The 17291-nt window shown below is 59.3% G+C and carries 8 protein-coding genes; 1 reads left to right on the top strand and 7 read right to left on the bottom strand.

What is annotated here, in order from left to right; all coding sequences use genetic code 11:
* Positions 1 to 56 precede the first annotated feature (56 nt).
* The gene (locus ACX12F_RS06990) at positions 57 to 1436 is read left to right on the top strand and encodes a hypothetical protein (protein ID WP_459368883.1); all 1380 of its coding nucleotides are present in this window, start codon (positions 57 to 59) and stop codon (positions 1434 to 1436) included.
* 504 nt (positions 1437 to 1940) lie between these two features.
* Here the strand turns inward: ACX12F_RS06990 and ACX12F_RS06985 are convergent.
* The 7 genes from ACX12F_RS06985 to drmD all read right to left on the bottom strand — a co-directional run bounded on the left by ACX12F_RS06985 (position 1941) and on the right by drmD (position 17046).
* Positions 1941 to 2159: a hypothetical protein gene (locus ACX12F_RS06985; RefSeq protein WP_459368882.1), complete on the bottom strand. Its 219-nt coding sequence runs from the start codon at positions 2157 to 2159 to the stop codon at positions 1941 to 1943.
* A gap of 117 nt (positions 2160 to 2276) precedes the next feature.
* Entirely contained in the window at positions 2277 to 3407 is a 1131-nt protein-coding gene (locus tag ACX12F_RS06980) for a DNA cytosine methyltransferase (RefSeq protein WP_459368881.1), read from the bottom strand.
* A 26-nt stretch (positions 3408 to 3433) separates the two neighbouring features.
* Complete coding sequence (gene drmC, locus ACX12F_RS06975) at positions 3434 to 4147, bottom strand: DISARM system phospholipase D-like protein DrmC (RefSeq protein WP_459368880.1); 714 nt, start codon at positions 4145 to 4147, stop codon at positions 3434 to 3436.
* Entirely contained in the window at positions 4144 to 6216 is a 2073-nt protein-coding gene (gene drmB / locus ACX12F_RS06970) for a DrmB family protein (RefSeq protein ID WP_459368879.1), read from the bottom strand. Before drmB ends, drmC begins: the two co-directional genes overlap by 4 nt.
* Entirely contained in the window at positions 6216 to 9872 is a 3657-nt protein-coding gene (gene drmA / locus ACX12F_RS06965) for a DISARM system helicase DrmA (RefSeq protein ID WP_459368878.1), read from the bottom strand. The genes drmB and drmA overlap by 1 nt, the downstream gene beginning before the upstream one ends.
* Positions 9869 to 13897, bottom strand: a complete 4029-nt coding sequence (locus ACX12F_RS06960) for an Eco57I restriction-modification methylase domain-containing protein (RefSeq protein WP_459368877.1) — start codon at positions 13895 to 13897, stop codon at positions 9869 to 9871. The genes drmA and ACX12F_RS06960 overlap by 4 nt, the downstream gene beginning before the upstream one ends.
* Entirely contained in the window at positions 13894 to 17046 is a 3153-nt protein-coding gene (drmD, locus tag ACX12F_RS06955) for a DISARM system SNF2-like helicase DrmD (RefSeq protein ID WP_459368876.1), read from the bottom strand. The genes ACX12F_RS06960 and drmD overlap by 4 nt, the downstream gene beginning before the upstream one ends.
* Between the last annotated feature and the right edge of the window lie 245 nt (positions 17047 to 17291).

Raw genomic sequence — 17291 nt, 5'->3', positions numbered from 1 at the left:
ACTACAAGTATCCCATTACAGACGGCAGCTATGGTCGAATAGAGAGGTCTCAGGTGATGCCTTCAACCGGCGATGAATTTTTTCTTCTTGTCGGAGGCGCGAGCAGCGAATCAACAACTAGCCGAATAACAACCGAGGGCCATCGATACAGGCGTAAATTGTTAGATTCTCGAGCCGAAAATTGGCGGGTAATCACTGAATTAATCAGGGACCCGCAGCTGAAGGCTGTGATTATGGTCTTAAACCGTAATGATTATGAACGCTTCCTTTTGGATGATTACCTGACTGCAGGAAACGATATGTTAGACGCGTTGCAGAACGTACCTCACGTGATCTTCGTGCACGAACAGGTTTTCTTCGCGGAGCACGAGCGGTCGCGGGAATCCTCGCAGAACACCGTAGATGCACCACTCACCTCCACGGAGCCCGTTCGCTGGTACGACATCATGACGCCCGAGGAGTTTTTTGGTGAGGTATCAGACGAAACTCGATCTGCCATCAACAGCAGCCTTACTTCACGCCAATTGAATGTGTTACCGTACCGAACGAATGCCGAGCGGTCTATTATGGCCGGAAAGTTCCTTGCAGATCTCGACCGCCATATGCTCTTTCGCGTGTATATACCAGCCGGAAGATTATATGCCGAAGAAGCTTCTACTCTTATCGGATTATTTCGTGATTGGCTTAATCAAACCGGTCGCGATTCTATACGTCAGGATGGTTATACAACGCCATCAGGGCATGTGTATGAATTCTTCGGGGAGAAGCCGCAACAAGCAGCCGAACTTAGTCGGCAGTTCAGCGATTTCTCGGACTTTTTAGATTCCTGTAGTTCTGCGCCGGAGACCGCAGCGGACGGATTGGTCGCCGCTGGCGTCGAGCCAATGATTGCCGACCAAATGGTTGCGAAGTATGCGAAGGCCGGGCGCCGGCTGCAGCTCGATCTCCGTCAGACTCGGGAGCAGCGCCTGCTAAGTCTCAGACACCAGATGGAGTCCGAGCTACTATGCGATGACCTCGCGACGGAACGTGTTGGCAGCTGGCTATCTCAAGTCGTTCCCGACGCGGCCAGCGCCCGAGTTGCTGTACTGGGCTCGCCAGCCTTTGGGCTCAGTCCAGAGCCAGCTACACAGATCACAGTGAATCAACAGTTCATAAGCTCGGTTCAAGGCAACGTGATTCAGAACCTGCAGGGCACCGCCCACCTTGGAACCGAAGCCCGAGAAATCCTGGCACTGATCCACGACTACGGTAACGCTCAGCAGGCATCTCTCGAATCGAGTCTTCACGAACTGGAAGATCCAGAAGCCCGGAAGCCAGACCGTTTGGTTGCTAGGCAGAAGCTTCGTGGCTTTTTGTCTTCTCTCGGCAATCAGTTGACGACCGCGACTATGTCGACATTGCAGAAATACCTTGAGCATCGCATCGGTTTATGAGGAGGCCCAGTCACCGCGGAACTGAGATATGGCGATCCAGGGCCTGTCTAGTTGGTTGAAATCCTGGCTGGGTAATCGCTGTGCCGCTGCAGACATATATGCAGGGATCGAATATGCAGGATTCAATTGCACTGATGGTGGAAGTGGAAGGCCCGATGCTGCGGCACAGGCTCCAAGACATGCGCGGACGATCGCTGCCACTACCCAGACAGCGGAAGATCGGCCCGACAAAGCGCGTCTTGCCAAGCGGTTCAGCGAGTTCCGAGCGGCAGGTTAGTCGGCAACACAGCACCTGACGTTCACAGTTCGCGTGGCACACCTGTCACCGTGCCTTCAGGAGCAGCCGGCATCGCGTACGTGGAGTGAAAGCGAGTGAACGCAGTGACCTTGTCAATTGCCTGGAATTCAAACTTGTGGATATCAGCGAGGCTTTCAACTGAATGCCCCTTTTCGGGTACGCACGAACTACGCGCTAGCCCGAAGTGGTGAACCGCCCAGTCCGGGTCATGACTTTCCGGCGCTCTCGGCTGTCTCTTCGAGAACCGCCGCGCCAGCGTCCTTGGCCGCCTCTACACCCGGGACAGTTTGCAGCTTGCTGAACACAGACGCGTACTTTGCTCGAACCGCCGCCGGCACGAAGCGGCGCGGCGGCCAGCTGAGACTGCGCTCCTTGTGCTGCTTAACCATGTTCAGCCGTTCTTGCTCACACTCGGACAACCCCATGGTGGTATTCCGCCCAGCCCAGCCTCACGACCATCACGGCGCATAACCCTGACAAAACCGACGACACTTCCAATCTTTGCAGTGCAGGGCCGTGGTGCAGGGCCGACCTCAGGCCGCTCAGGAGGTTTCGAGCACATGGATGTGGTCGTCAAGCGCGTCAACGAAGTCAGGGCGGCTGCGCAGGTTGCTCGCCTTCAGTCGACCCGCGAATCCTCGCGTTGCGGCGAGACTGAGAGGCACTGCGCCGTGTCGCCCCAGAAGCGATGCCAGCGAAGCACGAGGCGGAATCGCTAGCGGACGCTCGCTCAAATTCCACGTCTCTCGAATGCCGCCGACGGAAGCAGCAGCAGACGGCCATCGACGGCATCCGTTGAGATCACGTCTCTCCACGTCCGCCGGTGTGCCCGGTGAAATAAGCCGCTCCCCGAGCCATTTGGCCACAGGAACCGTTACGGCGTTCCCCACGAGCTTCCACCGGACGCCTTCTCGCCCCGCTTCTCTGGTCCAGCCGGTAGAAAAACCCTGCAACCTTTCCCCGGCCTCTATACTGGGTCGCACGATCGCTGAGCCTGGCTCGTGCGCACAAATCCACACTCCCGGCGGCGATGCAATGCCAAGCTTCGAGCCACCCTTGAGCGTCGGCGTAACACCCGGCCCCCAACCAATGCCCCGATTGCCCTCAGTCCAGGAGAAGCCATAGGCGCGGTGGCTGTCACGGGCGAGGCGCGGCGACGCCTCGTCTGCGAACAACACATGGCGCGGGTCCTCCGTTCGAGAGGCAACCAAGATGACGCGGCGCCGTCGCTGACGGACTCCGAAGTGCTGAGAATCGACTGTTCGATACGCCCAGTTCCACCGCTGATCGTCGAACCATTCGGTGATCTGGCGGATCGGAGCGCCGCCGTGCAAGCTGAGCATGTTCGGCACGTTCTCCAAGACAACCCAAGTTGGTCGTTTCTTGGCAATCAGCCGGAAAACCTCACGCACTAAACCAGATTCGTTGCCACCGATACCTGCGGTGCGCCCGACTTGACTGAGGTCCGTACACGGAAAACCAGCAGTCACGACGTCGCATGCCGGCAGACCGCGGAGATCGCGAATGTCACCGACGATGTCTGCATCGAAGTTGTGCCGCAGTGTTTGTACAGCCGGTTGCCAGTACTCACATAGCAGCTGAGTTTCGATGCCCACCCTCGCGAGCCCACTTTCGAAACCACCGATTCCCGAAAACAGTCCGACTGCACGCATGCGACGCTCCGTCGTCTCCTTCACCACTACGGCTCGTAATCGATCAAAAAGCCGTGGGCGTGGAGATTCTCCAAGTGCTCACGAACACTCGCTGCAACAGCCGAATCCCTAGTCATCATCCCGCACTCAAGGCTGCGCTTCGCCGCCGCAGTCGAGAAGTTTGCGCTTGTCACAAATGCCGCGCTGTCGTCGACGGTGATCAGCTTCGAATGTTGGATCGCCTGTGGCCCGTTCTCTGGTTCCGCAAGCTTCCAGATGCGGGCGCCTTTGAGTTCCTTCGCAATGAGGGCGGCGATCTCCGCCATGTTCTTCACGTCGACGACGACAGTCACCGCGACCCCGCGGTCGAGTGCGTTTCGCAGCGCGATGAGATGAGGAGAGTCCTTACCTGCCGAGTAGGTCGCCGCGTACACGAACGCGCACGCGTTGTTGATCATATCCAGCGCCGCGAGCGTCGTGTGGCCTCCAGAGCCTGGCACCGAGGGCGAGGTCCATACCGCGACTGGACGCTCCATCTGCGGCACCGCAGCAATTCCGTCGAGCACTGCTGCAACACGCAACACGCCGTCATCCCCGTCGAGCAGTTTCTTCAGTAGGCCCTGAACCTCGGACCGATGTGTAGAGTAGGCGCGCTTGGCCGCCACGTGCGCCAATCTGACTTGACGAAGAGACGCAGCGATCGACCGGGCTTCCTCGGCGCTGAGGAGCGCGCCCAGCCGCGCTATCTCTGCAGCACTCATCCGAGGATCGACAATCCCTCAAACAAACCGGGCGTCTGCACATCCGGGTCTGTCAGGAGCCCTAGTAGCAGGCGCCGATCAAGGAAGCGGTTGGTCCGCTCACAGCTGGTCTCGCTGAGGAAGAGACAGAAATGGCATGCCGCGCCGTGCAGGAACTCTTCCTTCCCTCTGGGCGCCCGATGCGAACAGATTGGATCCGACGAACACCGTTGCCCTCGACGTATCGCGTCTCTGAATAGCCGTTCCAGCTTCGCCGGGCGTGCAAGTTCCACAAGACCACCAAGAGTGCCTTCACCATCGGAGGCGGTCGTGCTGATCAGCAATCCCGCCGCAGGCTCATAGTCTCCACCAGCCGGCCAGGCATAGATCCTCTCGGTCAGACTGGCGCTTCCGTAACCACTAGACATCGCGGCTTCACGGATGAGCAGGTGCGATAACGAATGGATCGCCCAATATCGCGGGGCAGGGAATCGCGAATCAGGGTCGATGGCATCTGCAGTCTTGCTCGTGCGGCGCCGAAAGTTCAGCCGATGGGCTTGACGGAAGGCCTCCCACACCGGTAATCCGAGGACGCGCTGTTCCCATGCCGCAACGATAGATTCATCGAACTGCAGGAAGACTCCCTCTCCCCTGTCTTCGGCCGCCGGCACCCATGTCGGTCTTCCATTAGCACACAGCGGAGCAACGCGTGATGCCGCATCGTCAATCCGGTCAAGCGCGTCGATTCTCGTGAAGCCAAGAAACGCATTGACCTTCTTCAGCCTCTCGACAGCCACGACAGCCGATAAGGTCGGTTGCAGCGGCATCGGCACATCGCGGCGCAAAGCTCGAAAATCTCGCGATCCGCTAAGTCGTGTGTACTTGGCTTCGTCAGTCAAGACGGCCCACTCGGGCGCCAGAATCGCGCGGGGATCCGACGGCGGTTCTGGTGCACCGTCAGCTTTTGCAGCGACTGATCCGCGCGCGATCTGCACTGCTTCCCAAACGATTTCGTCCGCAACCTCGTCGAAGGCTTCCGATTTTGTAGCCATGGCGGCGTACTTTCGCCACATCTTTACATCGGCGACACTCTGCGGATCATCGAGGTCACTCTTCGACAAGATACGGAGCAATGGAACTAAATCCGCCGCCGTAGCGATCTCTTCACGTGGCAACGCGAGGAGTCCGAGCGTGGACGCGAACCACTGATTGGCTGCACCCAGCATCATCAGCCGGCCGCGCTGTCCGCACTTGTAGAACGCGTCGAGGTGCGGATGTCGACCGCGACACATCGGGAGCTTTTCTGCCGCCTTCGGCCCCACCGCCTCGAGCATGCCGCGACTCTGTTGACAAGCTAGGCAATGGATCTGAACATCCGGACCGATATTGCTCTTCCACTCCCTCATCCGAAGCGGGGGAAACGCACTCCCTGAAGAGCATGACGTCCCCCGGTGAACCCAAGCGTCGTAAGGGAATTCATCGAGGTGCCCGTTGACGCAAGCAATCAGGTAGCGCGCAGGAAGCGCCACTGCCTTAAACGCCTTCTTTTTCCCTTCGAACCCCTTGCACTTGTCGTGGATGAACTCAGCGCGATCGGGTCGATACTTAACGACATTGCGATAGACAAAACGTTCATGCGAAACCGGCGCCAAGAGACCGCATCCCGTGCACCTCAGCCACTGCGGAAAGATCCTGGACGGAATTCCGAGGTCGATTGCCGACCCGGCTGACCATCCCTTCTCTTCTGGTGCCCAGGGCGGTTTGCGAAGCTCGACGACCTGGGCACCTAGGTGGCCCTGAGTCAGCTCCAGAAGCCGGGGTTCTGCGATCATGTCAGCACCACCTGGTCGACGTGCGTACACCCGCTCCCATGCATCCAAACCGGAAGGCATCACGGCAAAGTGAGGTAGGTCGACCGTCGCACCAATCCCGTTGGTGTACAGCATTGCCGACGGCCTTATCGACCCCACGCGCGCATAGTTTTTCGATGTTTTTGCCTCAGCATCGGCGATAGGGTCGAGCGTTTCTGCACCCACGGCGACGGGCTGTGCGTCATCGACTACACCGCCGGCAGCGATCTGCTCAGTCATTACTTACTCTCCACCGGAACGTCCCACTGGGGGAAGCTTGGTTTCTCCTTGAAAGCGAGATTTTCAGCAGTGGGACTAACCAACAAGTTGAGTTCCGGCTGCACCTCCCGCATCGAATTCGCGACGACGAAGACTTGGTCTGCCGGCTTGATCAGCGTGGACTCCGGGCTGATCAGCAACGACCAGGCGGTGGTGTTAGGTGGAATCCGCTCGTAGTACAGCGCCCCCTTGGTCTCGTCCGCCTTGCCGTACCACCGGTCTTGTCGCTGAATCAGTTTGAGTCGCAACTTCTCCGCGGCGTCCGCGTCTTCAACGGCTGGCATTGCACGAGCAGTGATCTGCTCGATGAGTTCAGCTACCTTCGTCATGGCACCTAATATCTTCCCGGCGCCCATCTCGGGCGAGAGCCCAGTACCCAAACGCGCTTGTGCTACACGGGCGACGCTGACAAGCACGCCCATGAGTCCGCGTTCCATCGCGGTATCGGAGTACGGAGTGACGCTAAGCGCCTCGACCTGGGCATAAAAGGTCTCGTGATAGTGCCGAAACTGCTCGAAGTGAGCCATGTCCCGCGGCCTAGACCAGTTTGAAAGTGCCACAACCAGTCCGGGTTTCGAAGCATCACGTCCTACGCGGGAGGAGGCCTGGATGTACTCGGCAGTGTTCTTCGGTTGACCGACTACGAGCATGAGGCCGAGTCGAGGAACGTCGACACCCACTTGGAGCATCGATGTAGCGAGGACGAAGTCGTAGGGCTTGATTCCCCACTCTGGTTCCGGCTTGCCCGCTTCACGCGCTGCGTTGCGCTCATCCAAGAACTTCTTGCGCCCCGCAGTACTCCAACGATCCGTAAACGGCAACGAGAGCTTGTCAAGAGTCGCCGAGATGTCTTCTGACGAGATCCGCGAGGTGAGTTCACCGATGTTGAGACGCTCGAAGTCGTTCGTTCGACGAGGGAAAGGCTCCGTGTTGCCGGTAACACGCGTAGTGACGTCATCGTCGAGGTAGCGGCGCATACCAGCGAGCTCCCGGGTCGCCGAGAAATACGCAACCGTGGTCATGTACGGGTCCGCGGCCTCGCCCGCCTCGTCGAGGAGTTTCTGACCTGCAAGGAGCAAGACTTCCGAGATGCGAATCTCCGCGAGTGTCAACCGTATTCCGTGAGCACACACCCCGAGATACTTCCGGCCGGGCGCGTGGTCACTGACCGTAACCTCCTTCGAGAAATAGGTGTCCCGAACATCGAGTACTTGCGGCGGGAACATGTCAACGCCACGCCCGTACAGCGCCTGTATCTGGTGCTCTGCGTTGCGCACCGTGGCAGTCGAGGCGATGATCAAGGGGCGAATGACTTCGCCGTTTCGCCGATACGAACAAAGCAGATCGATGGCATTCTCAAAAAGACCCACCGCTGTGCCCAATGAGCCAGTGATGAGGTGCAGCTCGTCTTGAATGATCAGATCGGGCGGTCGTAGTCGGTCGACCGGCTGAATTGCCACCTTTGGGTAGTCTCGCCGGCCGCCCTTGATCGCGTTGTGCGATGCGCCCTTACACGAACCGACGCTATCCACGTGCCGGTATCCGTGCCGGGGGCACCACTCGCTGACGTAACCGAAGAGACTTGCGGCGGGCCCTTCGCGTGCGAGCCGCGCGAATTTGTCAACTGTGGCTAGAAGGAAAGTTGGTGGATTGCGATAGATTTCGTCGTCGATGGTCAGGATCGGCAGCGCGCCGGAGGAATCGCCTTGGCTGCTGAACGGACACTCTCCGCGGCGATCTCCGCACCAAACATCAATGCGTTCGGTCGGACCGACGACTTCGAGGTCGCGCTTCGGGTCGATCTTCGTGCCACACCACGGGCATCGTTGTAGTTGCAGGACCGTCAAGCCGAAGGTCTTGCTGGTGTCAGATCGTGCCTCCTCCACTTGCGACTTGGCATCGGCGAAACGCTTGGGGCTAACAGCAGCCCCGACCCACAACCCGATAGTGAACGGCTTCTCGCCCCATGTCGACGAATCTTCCTGTCGGATGAGCTCGGCAGCGCAGATCAGCGCAGCTGCGCGCTGGAACTGTTGAGAGGTAAGAAGGCGAAGCGTGTAGCGCATGAGGACGGCGACCCCGTCGCCGCCGTCCAGCGCACCCTCGTCGGTGTCAAGCTTGCCTTGGAGTCGGCGGATGGCAAACGTGTAGGCAGCCAGTCCAAGATAAGCCTCGGTCTTGCCGCCGCCAGTCGGGAAGAACAGCAGTTCGACATTGGCCGCGTCACCACTGCGGAATGCGTGCGCGGGATCGGTGAGTGCCGGGATCTGAAGCAGGATGAAGGCCAGCTGAAATGGTCTCCAGGAGGCGGCACCATCGCCTTTGGCTTCGACTGCGTCCAGCGCATCGGCGATACTTTCGGAATCGTCGGCAGCACGTCGAATAGCGACCTGGCTGCGGATGCGTTGGTCACGCATCGCCCGATTCATGAATCGGAAGGCCTGCAGGGCTCGGGGATGGGAGCTTAGGTAGTCCAGGCCCTCTCGTAATCGTGCAGCTGCGAGATCCGCCTCGGCAATGGCTTCCTCAGCCGGTTCTTGAAGATGCGTGGGAAGCTGCTTGGCGATCTCACGTTGGCCATCTAGCCACTTGAGGTATCCGTTGACCAGCGGCGCAAAGGCTTCATCGACGTCCTCCGAGGACAGTTCCGAGAGCTCACGCATCGACGTAACTGCCTTGCCGGCGGAGCCGGGCTTTGTTTGCGGAATGTCTGCTGTTGGTAGCCAGTCGGTCTCGACACTAACGGCGCGACGGATCCCGTTCCCGTCCTCATCGTTGGGCTCATTCCACGTCACGGAAGTCGTTCGCCCGATGGCGAATTCGAGTCGGTGTCGGTACTGCAAATCGAGGCGTTGTCGCTCTTCGTCTTGCTCGTCGTAGCCAGCGCCGAGCACGTCCCGCGCCGGAAGGAAGACTGCCTCACCGCTATTCGCTTCAACCCGCAGCTTGGTCTGGAACAACCAGTCACCGGGTGGCGCGTTCATATCGGTCACTTTGTCGTTGGACAGTGCCAGCTCGACGATGACGCGATCTTCGCGAGGAAACAGTTCGACTCGAAGGGTTACGGAGTCTTCCAGCGGGATCGGCTCCAGCGCGGTGTGGCTCGTGTAACCGCGAACATCGACCTCCACGGCCTTCTCGAAGGGGACGCGGCGAGACCACTGCACTTTACGGCCATCTTTGTCTTCACGTCGGTAAGTTTCGTATCGCCCCCAAGATGCCTTGACAGCCAACAGACCGCAGTCAAGCGGAACCTGAAACCGCAACCCCATTGAAGACGGATGTGTCAGAGCGCCCTTCGGGCCCTCGTCACGATCTTCGTCCTCCTCGGCGGCGCCAGGTTCCTCGTCGGTGTTCACGGGCACACCGCGTTGTTCAGAGTGCTCAGGATCCGAGTCCGTAATTGCGATACCTGTCTCGTTCGGATCGCCGAACTCCGAGCCTGTCGCGGTCGATAGCGAAGAGTCAACGGTAACCGGCGCAAGCGCACCGACTACATAGGCTGAACGTGGCGTTCCTTTGATCTCCTCTTCAGAACCATTTCGTGGTCCAAGGAGCTCGCGCTCGACGAGTGTCAATAGGTCAGCACGGACGATCGCCGACGGACTGACGGTCATGTGAACAATTCTCCCTGCTGGGTTGACGGTTCCGTACGGGAAAGCCCTGCGCGTCGATGATTTTCCTCAAGCAACCTGTCCAAAATTTCGATGCGCGTGGCCGGCGACACGGTGAACCGCTCCATTTGGCGATAAGTAAAGAAGCCATGGTCGAGCGGGAGATTGTCCCAGCCGTACGCGGCTGATACTGCTTGATCTATCTCAACGTGTATCTCTCGCATATAGACGATATCGGCGTCGCTAGTTACTTCGGGGTCGTTGACAAGATTGTATAAAGCGGTCAAGCCGAGACGTCGACGGGCCATGATCTCCCGCCGGACGTCATCAAGAGTCTTACCGATGGCGGCCAATCGACCGGTGTTGGCACAGCGTGGAAATGTCAGGAATACGTCGGACGGGGTGTATACGAAGTCGGTCCTCATGGAGGATCCGTACTTCATTGCCCAAACCTGATGGAAGTTCGAGGATAAGATGGCGAGATCATCAAACCTATCGGTAGCGAATACGACTAGCTTGTGGCCATAGACTTGCCTCGGCACCCGGGCCGGCATGAGTGTCTTGCTCGTTTGCGTAAGAACTATGACGGTATCCAGGTCGGCAATTGCTTTACGCAGAGCAGGACGCTTATCTGCGTACTGCCACCACCGCTCTGGTAGAGGCTTGCGCAGGACATACGATCCATCTCGGTTTCGCCGTTGACGTTCGGGGCGTACAGCTTCGGTAACTCGCGTATACGGAAGATCGTAGAACCGCGCTTCCGATTCCGTCCGATCGTTGAAGTCGATCACCCAGCGTGACGCGCTGAAGTCGGGACGAGAGTTCAGATCCTCACCATTTAAGTATGGGAACAACACGTCCGCGTTTGCCAGGTCGGCCTTTATCCATTCCCTGGCCTCGTCTGGCTCCAGAACGAAACCCATACCAAGAACAATGCAGCCTTGGAACGCCAACGCAGCGTTCTCCTCAAGCCGACAAGGGCGTCCATCTACCCGCCCCACCGGCTCAAGTAGCGCCGAGATCCGTGGGACTTCGACTTCATCGCTCACACGCGACACGCCCGTTGGGACCTCAGCACGGGTGCCCCACACCGCAGCGAATTCCAAGTTCGCCGTGGCCGATGGCCATGTGCGGCTCTGAATTGCCCGGGTTATCGTGAATCCCGCTTCGACGAGTCTATCGAGACCTACCTCCCGCGTATCGCCTTGCGCAATGGTGTTGGTAGCGATCAACCCTAAGTTTCCTTCGCGACGCAGCAGCGCGAAGGCGCGCAGGAAGAAGTAAGCAGCCAAATCCGCGCTCCCGCGAGTGCCACCTGCGAGAACGTGGATGAACCAATCACGCATGTTCGTGCCCATCGCGCCCGTTAGCTTGCGCCCACCCAAGAAAGGTGGGTTGCCCACAATAGCGTCAAACCCACCATTCGCCATGACATCTGGTATCTCGATAACCCAGTGCAGCGGTTGCCAACGCTTGTAGTCCGTGTAGGTCGCAGGCGTCAGACCGTTGACTAGGATCGCATCGAGTTTCTGCCGGTTACCGACTGACCCATCGCTTGGAAAAGCTTGTGCCAATGCCCATTCCAACGATTTGTACGCATCCTCAAGCTGTGGGCCCGGTATTCCGCCCATGCCAAGGCCGGCGGCAATGATCCCGTCCGCCATGAGTTGTAGTTGTGCGGTGACGTCATCAGCCCGGCGCCACAGCCGGATCTTCCCACCGGTCGAACGTTGCGGATCATTCTCGTCAACCGGTGAGGCGAGTTCGCGCCGGAGCCGCGTAGCTTCCGCTATCACGGCATCAACATCGACGAACGGCTGCAAGAACTTTCGCTTCTTGTCTGGATCTATGTGAAGATGGCGCATCTGGTCAATTGACGTCACGCCGAGCAGCGAGTTGCCGCAGAAGACCTTGTCGTCGACGAACGAGAACGGCTTTGACTTGTCCAGCGACACGAGCCACAGCGAGAGTTTGCACATCTCCACAGCCATGGGGTTGATGTCCGCGCCGTAGAGACAACGCGCCACCACCTCACGGGTCGCGCGTTCTTCGGCGAGCGACGGGTTCGCAAGCTCTGCCTGGCCGAGCATTTCTTCCTCTGTCCATGCTTCCACGACTCGCCGGGCGAGAAAGCGCGCTGCAGCGACAAGGAACGCTCCGGAGCCTGCGGCGATATCGGCGACCTTGAGTCCCAGAATCGCTGTGCTGGACTTCAACTTCCACGAATCACCATCGTTGGTTTGCAACGGCCCCGGTTCGTATACGATTGGCTCCAACGCGTATTTCACGACTTCCTCAGCCAGCGATCGCGGGGTGTAGTGCGCTCCGGCATTTCGTCGCGATGGGGTCTCGACGACTATCAATCCTCCCTGGGGAACGACCAGGGGAATACCGCGGAGATCGCGGCGAATGACGTTGCCCCACCGAATCAAGTCCGCGAGCAAGTCTGGATCCTTTCCGGCGACAGGCATGAGAAGTCGCCGGAGTTCCGCTTCATCGACCTTGCCGTCCATCAGCTTGATCATTTGAGCAGCTGTCTTCGTCGCTGCCGCCGATTGATTCTTCTTAACCCACTCAATCAACTTTTCCACGAACGACTTCGTGCTGGTGGTGTTCTCACGAAGCTCGTCAAGCTGGGACAGCGTGATCTCGGGCTCTTCGCCGTCCTTCCCCACCAAGCCGACTACGACATCGCCGGTCACCCTGGCACAGGAGTACCCGAGCAGGCCTTCGTAGATGTATCCAATCTGTTCAACATCGATCTCGCGGAATGAAATTCGTCTTGATTCCCCATGAACGGCGGCTTCCTGAACCGACTGCAATACGTGCAGCATGACGCGGTCAGAGACCTGCACTCTTAGTCCATGTTGATCCGTCGCACTTAGCCACGGAAAGCGCGCAGGGTCAAGCAGAGAACCGCCGTAGGCAGGCATCCGCATTTCGTCGTAGTTCACACCCGAGTACAGAGCGTCGCTGACTGCCAAGAGCCGATGCCACACGTCGTGGGAGTCGTCCAATTGCTCTTCGCCATCAACGGCCCGCAGTTTGAGATCGTCGAGCAAGCCGCGGATGGCGTAGGAGTCCCAGTACAGTTGCTCGGTTGGCAGCATGCCGCGCTCTTCGGCAAAGAGCAGGAATACCACTCGCATCATCACGGTGACCGCTGCTTGGTAGACCTCGTCGGGGTCGTCGGCAAGCGGGTCAGGCTCGTCGTTTGCAGCCGACGCCAAACGAGTTTCCGAAAATGCCTGTACCAGAAGCTCAACCGAGCGCCGCACCTGTGTCCCAAGGGCTTCGGTGATCTCCTCGGCTTCGAGCTCACTGCGCTCCAGCAACCGGGACAGTCGATGGTCGGGGTTCTTCGCGCGAAGACGCTGCTGATCGATCAAGGCTAGGAATGCGTCACGTAGTAGCGGCTCCTCACCCCAAGTGATGGCGTCGACGACGCCCGACCCGGTGGTCTTTCCTTCCTCCGCCCAAACGATCGCCCACCACCTGCCGTCGGTCACGATGCCTATCGAAACGCCGCTCTTCCGCAAAAGCGCTGCCATTCGGTCGATCTCAGTGGCCGCCCACCCATCTAAGCCAGGCCCGCGCAGATCCTCTCTTGGGGCAACGACGCGCAACAGCGCTGCGATCTGATCACTTTCGCGGCCGCGTAGCGCGCCGTCAGCCCGGACGCTGACGTGCTCACCCGGTGAATGGATCTCGAACTCCTGAGGCAAATCAGCGGCGCTGATTCGCAGGCCATCCCAGCCGGCGAGCTCGTCGAGAACAGTGTCGATCCAGGCTCTCGAAATCTCCGCGTACTGGTCTCGCTTCTCCAAGCTCTGTTGGTCATAGGCACGCAACCACGCCGTGAAGCCCTGCTTGAACGTCACCAGCCGGTCATTGGCGTCACCCAAACGGTCAATGCCGCTGGGCCAGAACGCCTTTACGACCGGCAAGGACAAAAATGGTCCGTCGACGTCGAACTGCCGCAACCAGCCGTAGTCCGGCGAAATCCCACCGCGACGCGATCTAGTCATCGAATACTCACCTGACCCCGCTCAACGTCTTCGGGTGACAATGCGAACAGAACCGCCGCGTGGAAGGTACGAGCCTCCACGTTCGTATAGCGCGCATCCACAGCCATCAACTCCTCGTCGCGCTCATCTGCCAACGCGTCCACGCGTGCGCGAATCTGTTTCAGGTCACGCTCGCTCTGTCGGCGCTCATCGTCGAAGAGCGCGAGTTCAGACTCGATCACCTCGGCTTCCGCCAAGGCGGAGGCGAGCGTCGCGCCAAAGCGCTCGAAGATCGCAACGACACGCTCACGATCCGCAGCCCGACGAGTTTCAAGCTGTGATTCGACGGCGCTCTGACGACGCTCGACCCGCGCAGAGATCGCCTGTGCTACTCGTGCTCGCAGGCCATCTTCCTTGGCGTCGTTCCATGCCTCCGCGAGTTGATCGCTAATTGAGAATGGCACTGGCTCAAAGATTTGCAGATCGAGAGCCTTGTCAAGCAGATCCTCCGCCCGCTGCTCACCAACTGCCTGACGGCGGCTCAACCGCGTGCCTGCTAGAAACACCTCTTCGTGGAGACGTAGCCCCGCCTGTCCGACGAGAACCAGGCGGGTGACTGCAGCGGCGAAGGACTCTTCTAGGCCGGGCACAACGACGGCCGTAACTCGTTCCAACGAGCGCTCTCCACCCCACAGTGCCGATCGCAATCGGCGGGTGGCGCGCTGGAGCAACGGACTGCCCAGGTGCATGTAAACGACGTCGGGATCCTCGGAAAGTACCTGGGGGTCGAACGCAACCGGTCGGAGGTTATTGCGATCAAGCGTCGTGGTCAGCCCACGCGTGACTTGCTCCCAAGAGCTACCAAGCGCGGGGAGTCGAAATACGGGAATGTCGGTACGGTCTGAGCCGACCTCTTCGATCGGCGGCAAGCGGTCGAGTTCGAAGGCGATGTCGACCACACGCTGAAGATTCGCAGGCCTCAGATGCAAAGTTTCACGGCTCGCGGCGATGTCTTGGGCAAGCTTGGTCAGCTCTGCACCGGCATCTCGCCCGCCTGCCAACATCTCGCCGATCGGACTCTTCTCGGCCTTAACTTTCTGGGCTGGCGCATTGATACCGGCTAGTTGCCGTTGTAGGTCCGGCGCGATGATCTCGTTGGCTGAGCCGAGGTCCGCCATGATCTGTGCAATCTTCTTCGCCACGCGTGAGAGTAGTTCGACATCTTGCGCCAGTTCGGTTTTCGTGCCGTCTGGCGCAAAGTGACGGATCTCCGGGTCGCAAGTCTGACCGTAGCGATCGATACGCCCGATGCGTTGTTCGAGCCGGTTCGGGTTGAACGGGATGTCATAGTTGACGAGCCGATGGCAATAGTCCTGGAGGTCGATGCCTTCACCGGCGGCATCGGTGGCCAGCAGAATCCTCAACTTCTCACGACTGGGGTCGGCGTTGAACCGCGCTCGGATGAGCTCGCGTTGGTCCGAGTCCGTCGATCCATCGATGACGGCCACGCGATCGGCGTCGTACCCCTTTTGTCGCAGGATGCCGAGAATCCACTCAAGGGTGTCCACGTACTCGGTGAAGACGACGATGCGCTCGTTCAGCCAGTCGTCGTTGGCCTGGGTGTTCGCCTCGATGTAATCGATTAGTGCGTTGAGTTTCGAGTCCGGGCGAGCCTCGTAACTGTGACCCCAGTTCCGCAGGTGCTCAAGGTCGGTCCGGTCCTGATCGGTTAGTGGAGGGAGCGCGCTCTTGGTCAGCTGTAGCGCTTGTGTTTCGGGCTGTTCGACGCGCCCCTCTTCGAGTTCGTCCGCGTCCAAGCCGAGGATTTCGTCGTACTCCGCGTTGAAGTCGACCGCGAGACCCTGCATTCGGGTGTCGCTGTAGACGTCGATGGTTCGCGCAAATGCTACCGGCGAAGAAAAGAATCGCTTTTTCAGCAATAGCGTTGCCATGTCCTTGGCGGCGTGCTCGTCGCCTTTCGCTGCCTTGTCGCGCCGTTTTGTGAATGCGATCAATCGGTCGTATGCCTCGGCTTCATCTGCTGATGGGCTGAAAAGAAGTTCTTTCACTTCGCGATTTCGGAACTGCCCAGCCAGGTCATTCTTGAGGCGGCGAACTGCGACGGCCTTCAGCGCTTGCTCGTCCAGAACTTTGCCTCGAACGAACCGCTGTGGGTCGATCATTTCAAGTAGCGCGGTGAATGACTCGGTGTATCCGTTGTGCGGAGTCGCTGACAGGAACAGCCGGTGTTCAGACCGTTCGGCAAGGTCGCGGACAGCCCGAGTGCGCTGCGAATCGACGGCGTAGCCTTTGCGTAGCCCTGCCTTGTCGGTCCTCGTAGGTGTACTCGGCGCGACATGATGAGCTTCGTCAACGACCAGGATGTCGAACGCAAACCGCGACGCGGCCCCGCGCGATTTTGTGATAAGTGCATCGCGAAGCTGCCGCTGCGCACGAGGTCCCGGCAGCCAAGCCATCGACACGATGATGCGGGGAAACAAGGTGAAGGGGTTGGCGTGGATACCCTGAGTACGCCTGGCGTCCTTCATGGTTTCCGAGTTGACAATTTTGAAATCGAGGCCGAACTTCTCGCGCATCTCGTCCTGCCACTTCACGCAGAGGCCGGCGGGGCAGACGATGATCACGGTCCTGGCGCGGTGACGAAGCAGCAGCTCCTGGATCACCATTCCGGCTTCGATCGTCTTACCGAGACCGACGTCGTCGGCCAGTAGGAGGTTGGCGCGCGGCGCACTCAACGCCCGCATGAGGGGCTCTAGCTGATATGGCTCTACCTTGGCGCCCGAACGGAATGGTGCCTGAACAGTTTTCACATCGGCAGTCGTCACTGCACCCCATCGGAGTGCGTCGACGAATGCAGCGAGGCGTTCCGGCGGATCAAACTTGTTGGCGTCGATGTGAGTTGGCAAGTCTTGAGGGGGCCGGAGACTACGACCGGGCTCAAGTTCCCATACAACGCGTAGTTCGTCACCGAGCCGATCGTCTTCGACTGACTGGAGCGTCACCGCATGTTGTAGTTGTTTGATTGCGTCGTCGTGCGCAGTCCTCGGGAGACTCTGCTGATGTACGTCGGTCACCGTCCAGTTGGCGCCGCGGACGCCGACGATCTGACCGACCTCGGGAACCTCCACGGCACCGTTCGCAGCGTTCATAGGTCGCGCGTCGACGCCTGGGGCAGGTAGGGAACTATCGGTAGTCACTTGGCCTACTTTCGCTGCGATCTGGAGCTAACGTCCGATGGATTCGCGGATGTCGCGGCCGCACTTTGATCGCTTTCTCCGCACCTGACGAGTTGCCCAAGCACTATCCGCCGCAGCGCAGGGATGCTCCAAAGCGACTGCAGGTGCTCCACCTGCAACCCGAGGCTGGCGCCATTGGCAGCGCGCCGCTGGCGTTC

Source organism: Mycolicibacterium sp. HS_4_1 (assembly GCF_054515875.1).
The sequence above is the reverse complement of the archived record's forward strand: the minus strand, read 5'-3'. Positions and strand labels throughout refer to the sequence as shown.

Excerpts from the sequence above, each read along its gene's own strand:
- ACX12F_RS06990 (WP_459368883.1), top strand. The coding sequence starts at position 57 with ATGCCTTCAACCGGCGATGAATTTTTTCTTCTTGTCGGAGGCGCGAGC.
- ACX12F_RS06985 (WP_459368882.1), bottom strand. The coding sequence starts at position 2,159 with ATGGGGTTGTCCGAGTGTGAGCAAGAACGGCTGAACATGGTTAAGCAG.
- ACX12F_RS06980 (WP_459368881.1), bottom strand. The coding sequence starts at position 3,407 with ATGCGTGCAGTCGGACTGTTTTCGGGAATCGGTGGTTTCGAAAGTGGG.
- drmC (WP_459368880.1), bottom strand. The coding sequence starts at position 4,147 with ATGAGTGCTGCAGAGATAGCGCGGCTGGGCGCGCTCCTCAGCGCCGAG.
- drmB (WP_459368879.1), bottom strand. The coding sequence starts at position 6,216 with ATGACTGAGCAGATCGCTGCCGGCGGTGTAGTCGATGACGCACAGCCC.
- drmA (WP_459368878.1), bottom strand. The coding sequence starts at position 9,872 with ATGACCGTCAGTCCGTCGGCGATCGTCCGTGCTGACCTATTGACACTC.
- ACX12F_RS06960 (WP_459368877.1), bottom strand. The coding sequence starts at position 13,897 with ATGACTAGATCGCGTCGCGGTGGGATTTCGCCGGACTACGGCTGGTTG.
- drmD (WP_459368876.1), bottom strand. The coding sequence starts at position 17,046 with ATGAACGCTGCGAACGGTGCCGTGGAGGTTCCCGAGGTCGGTCAGATC.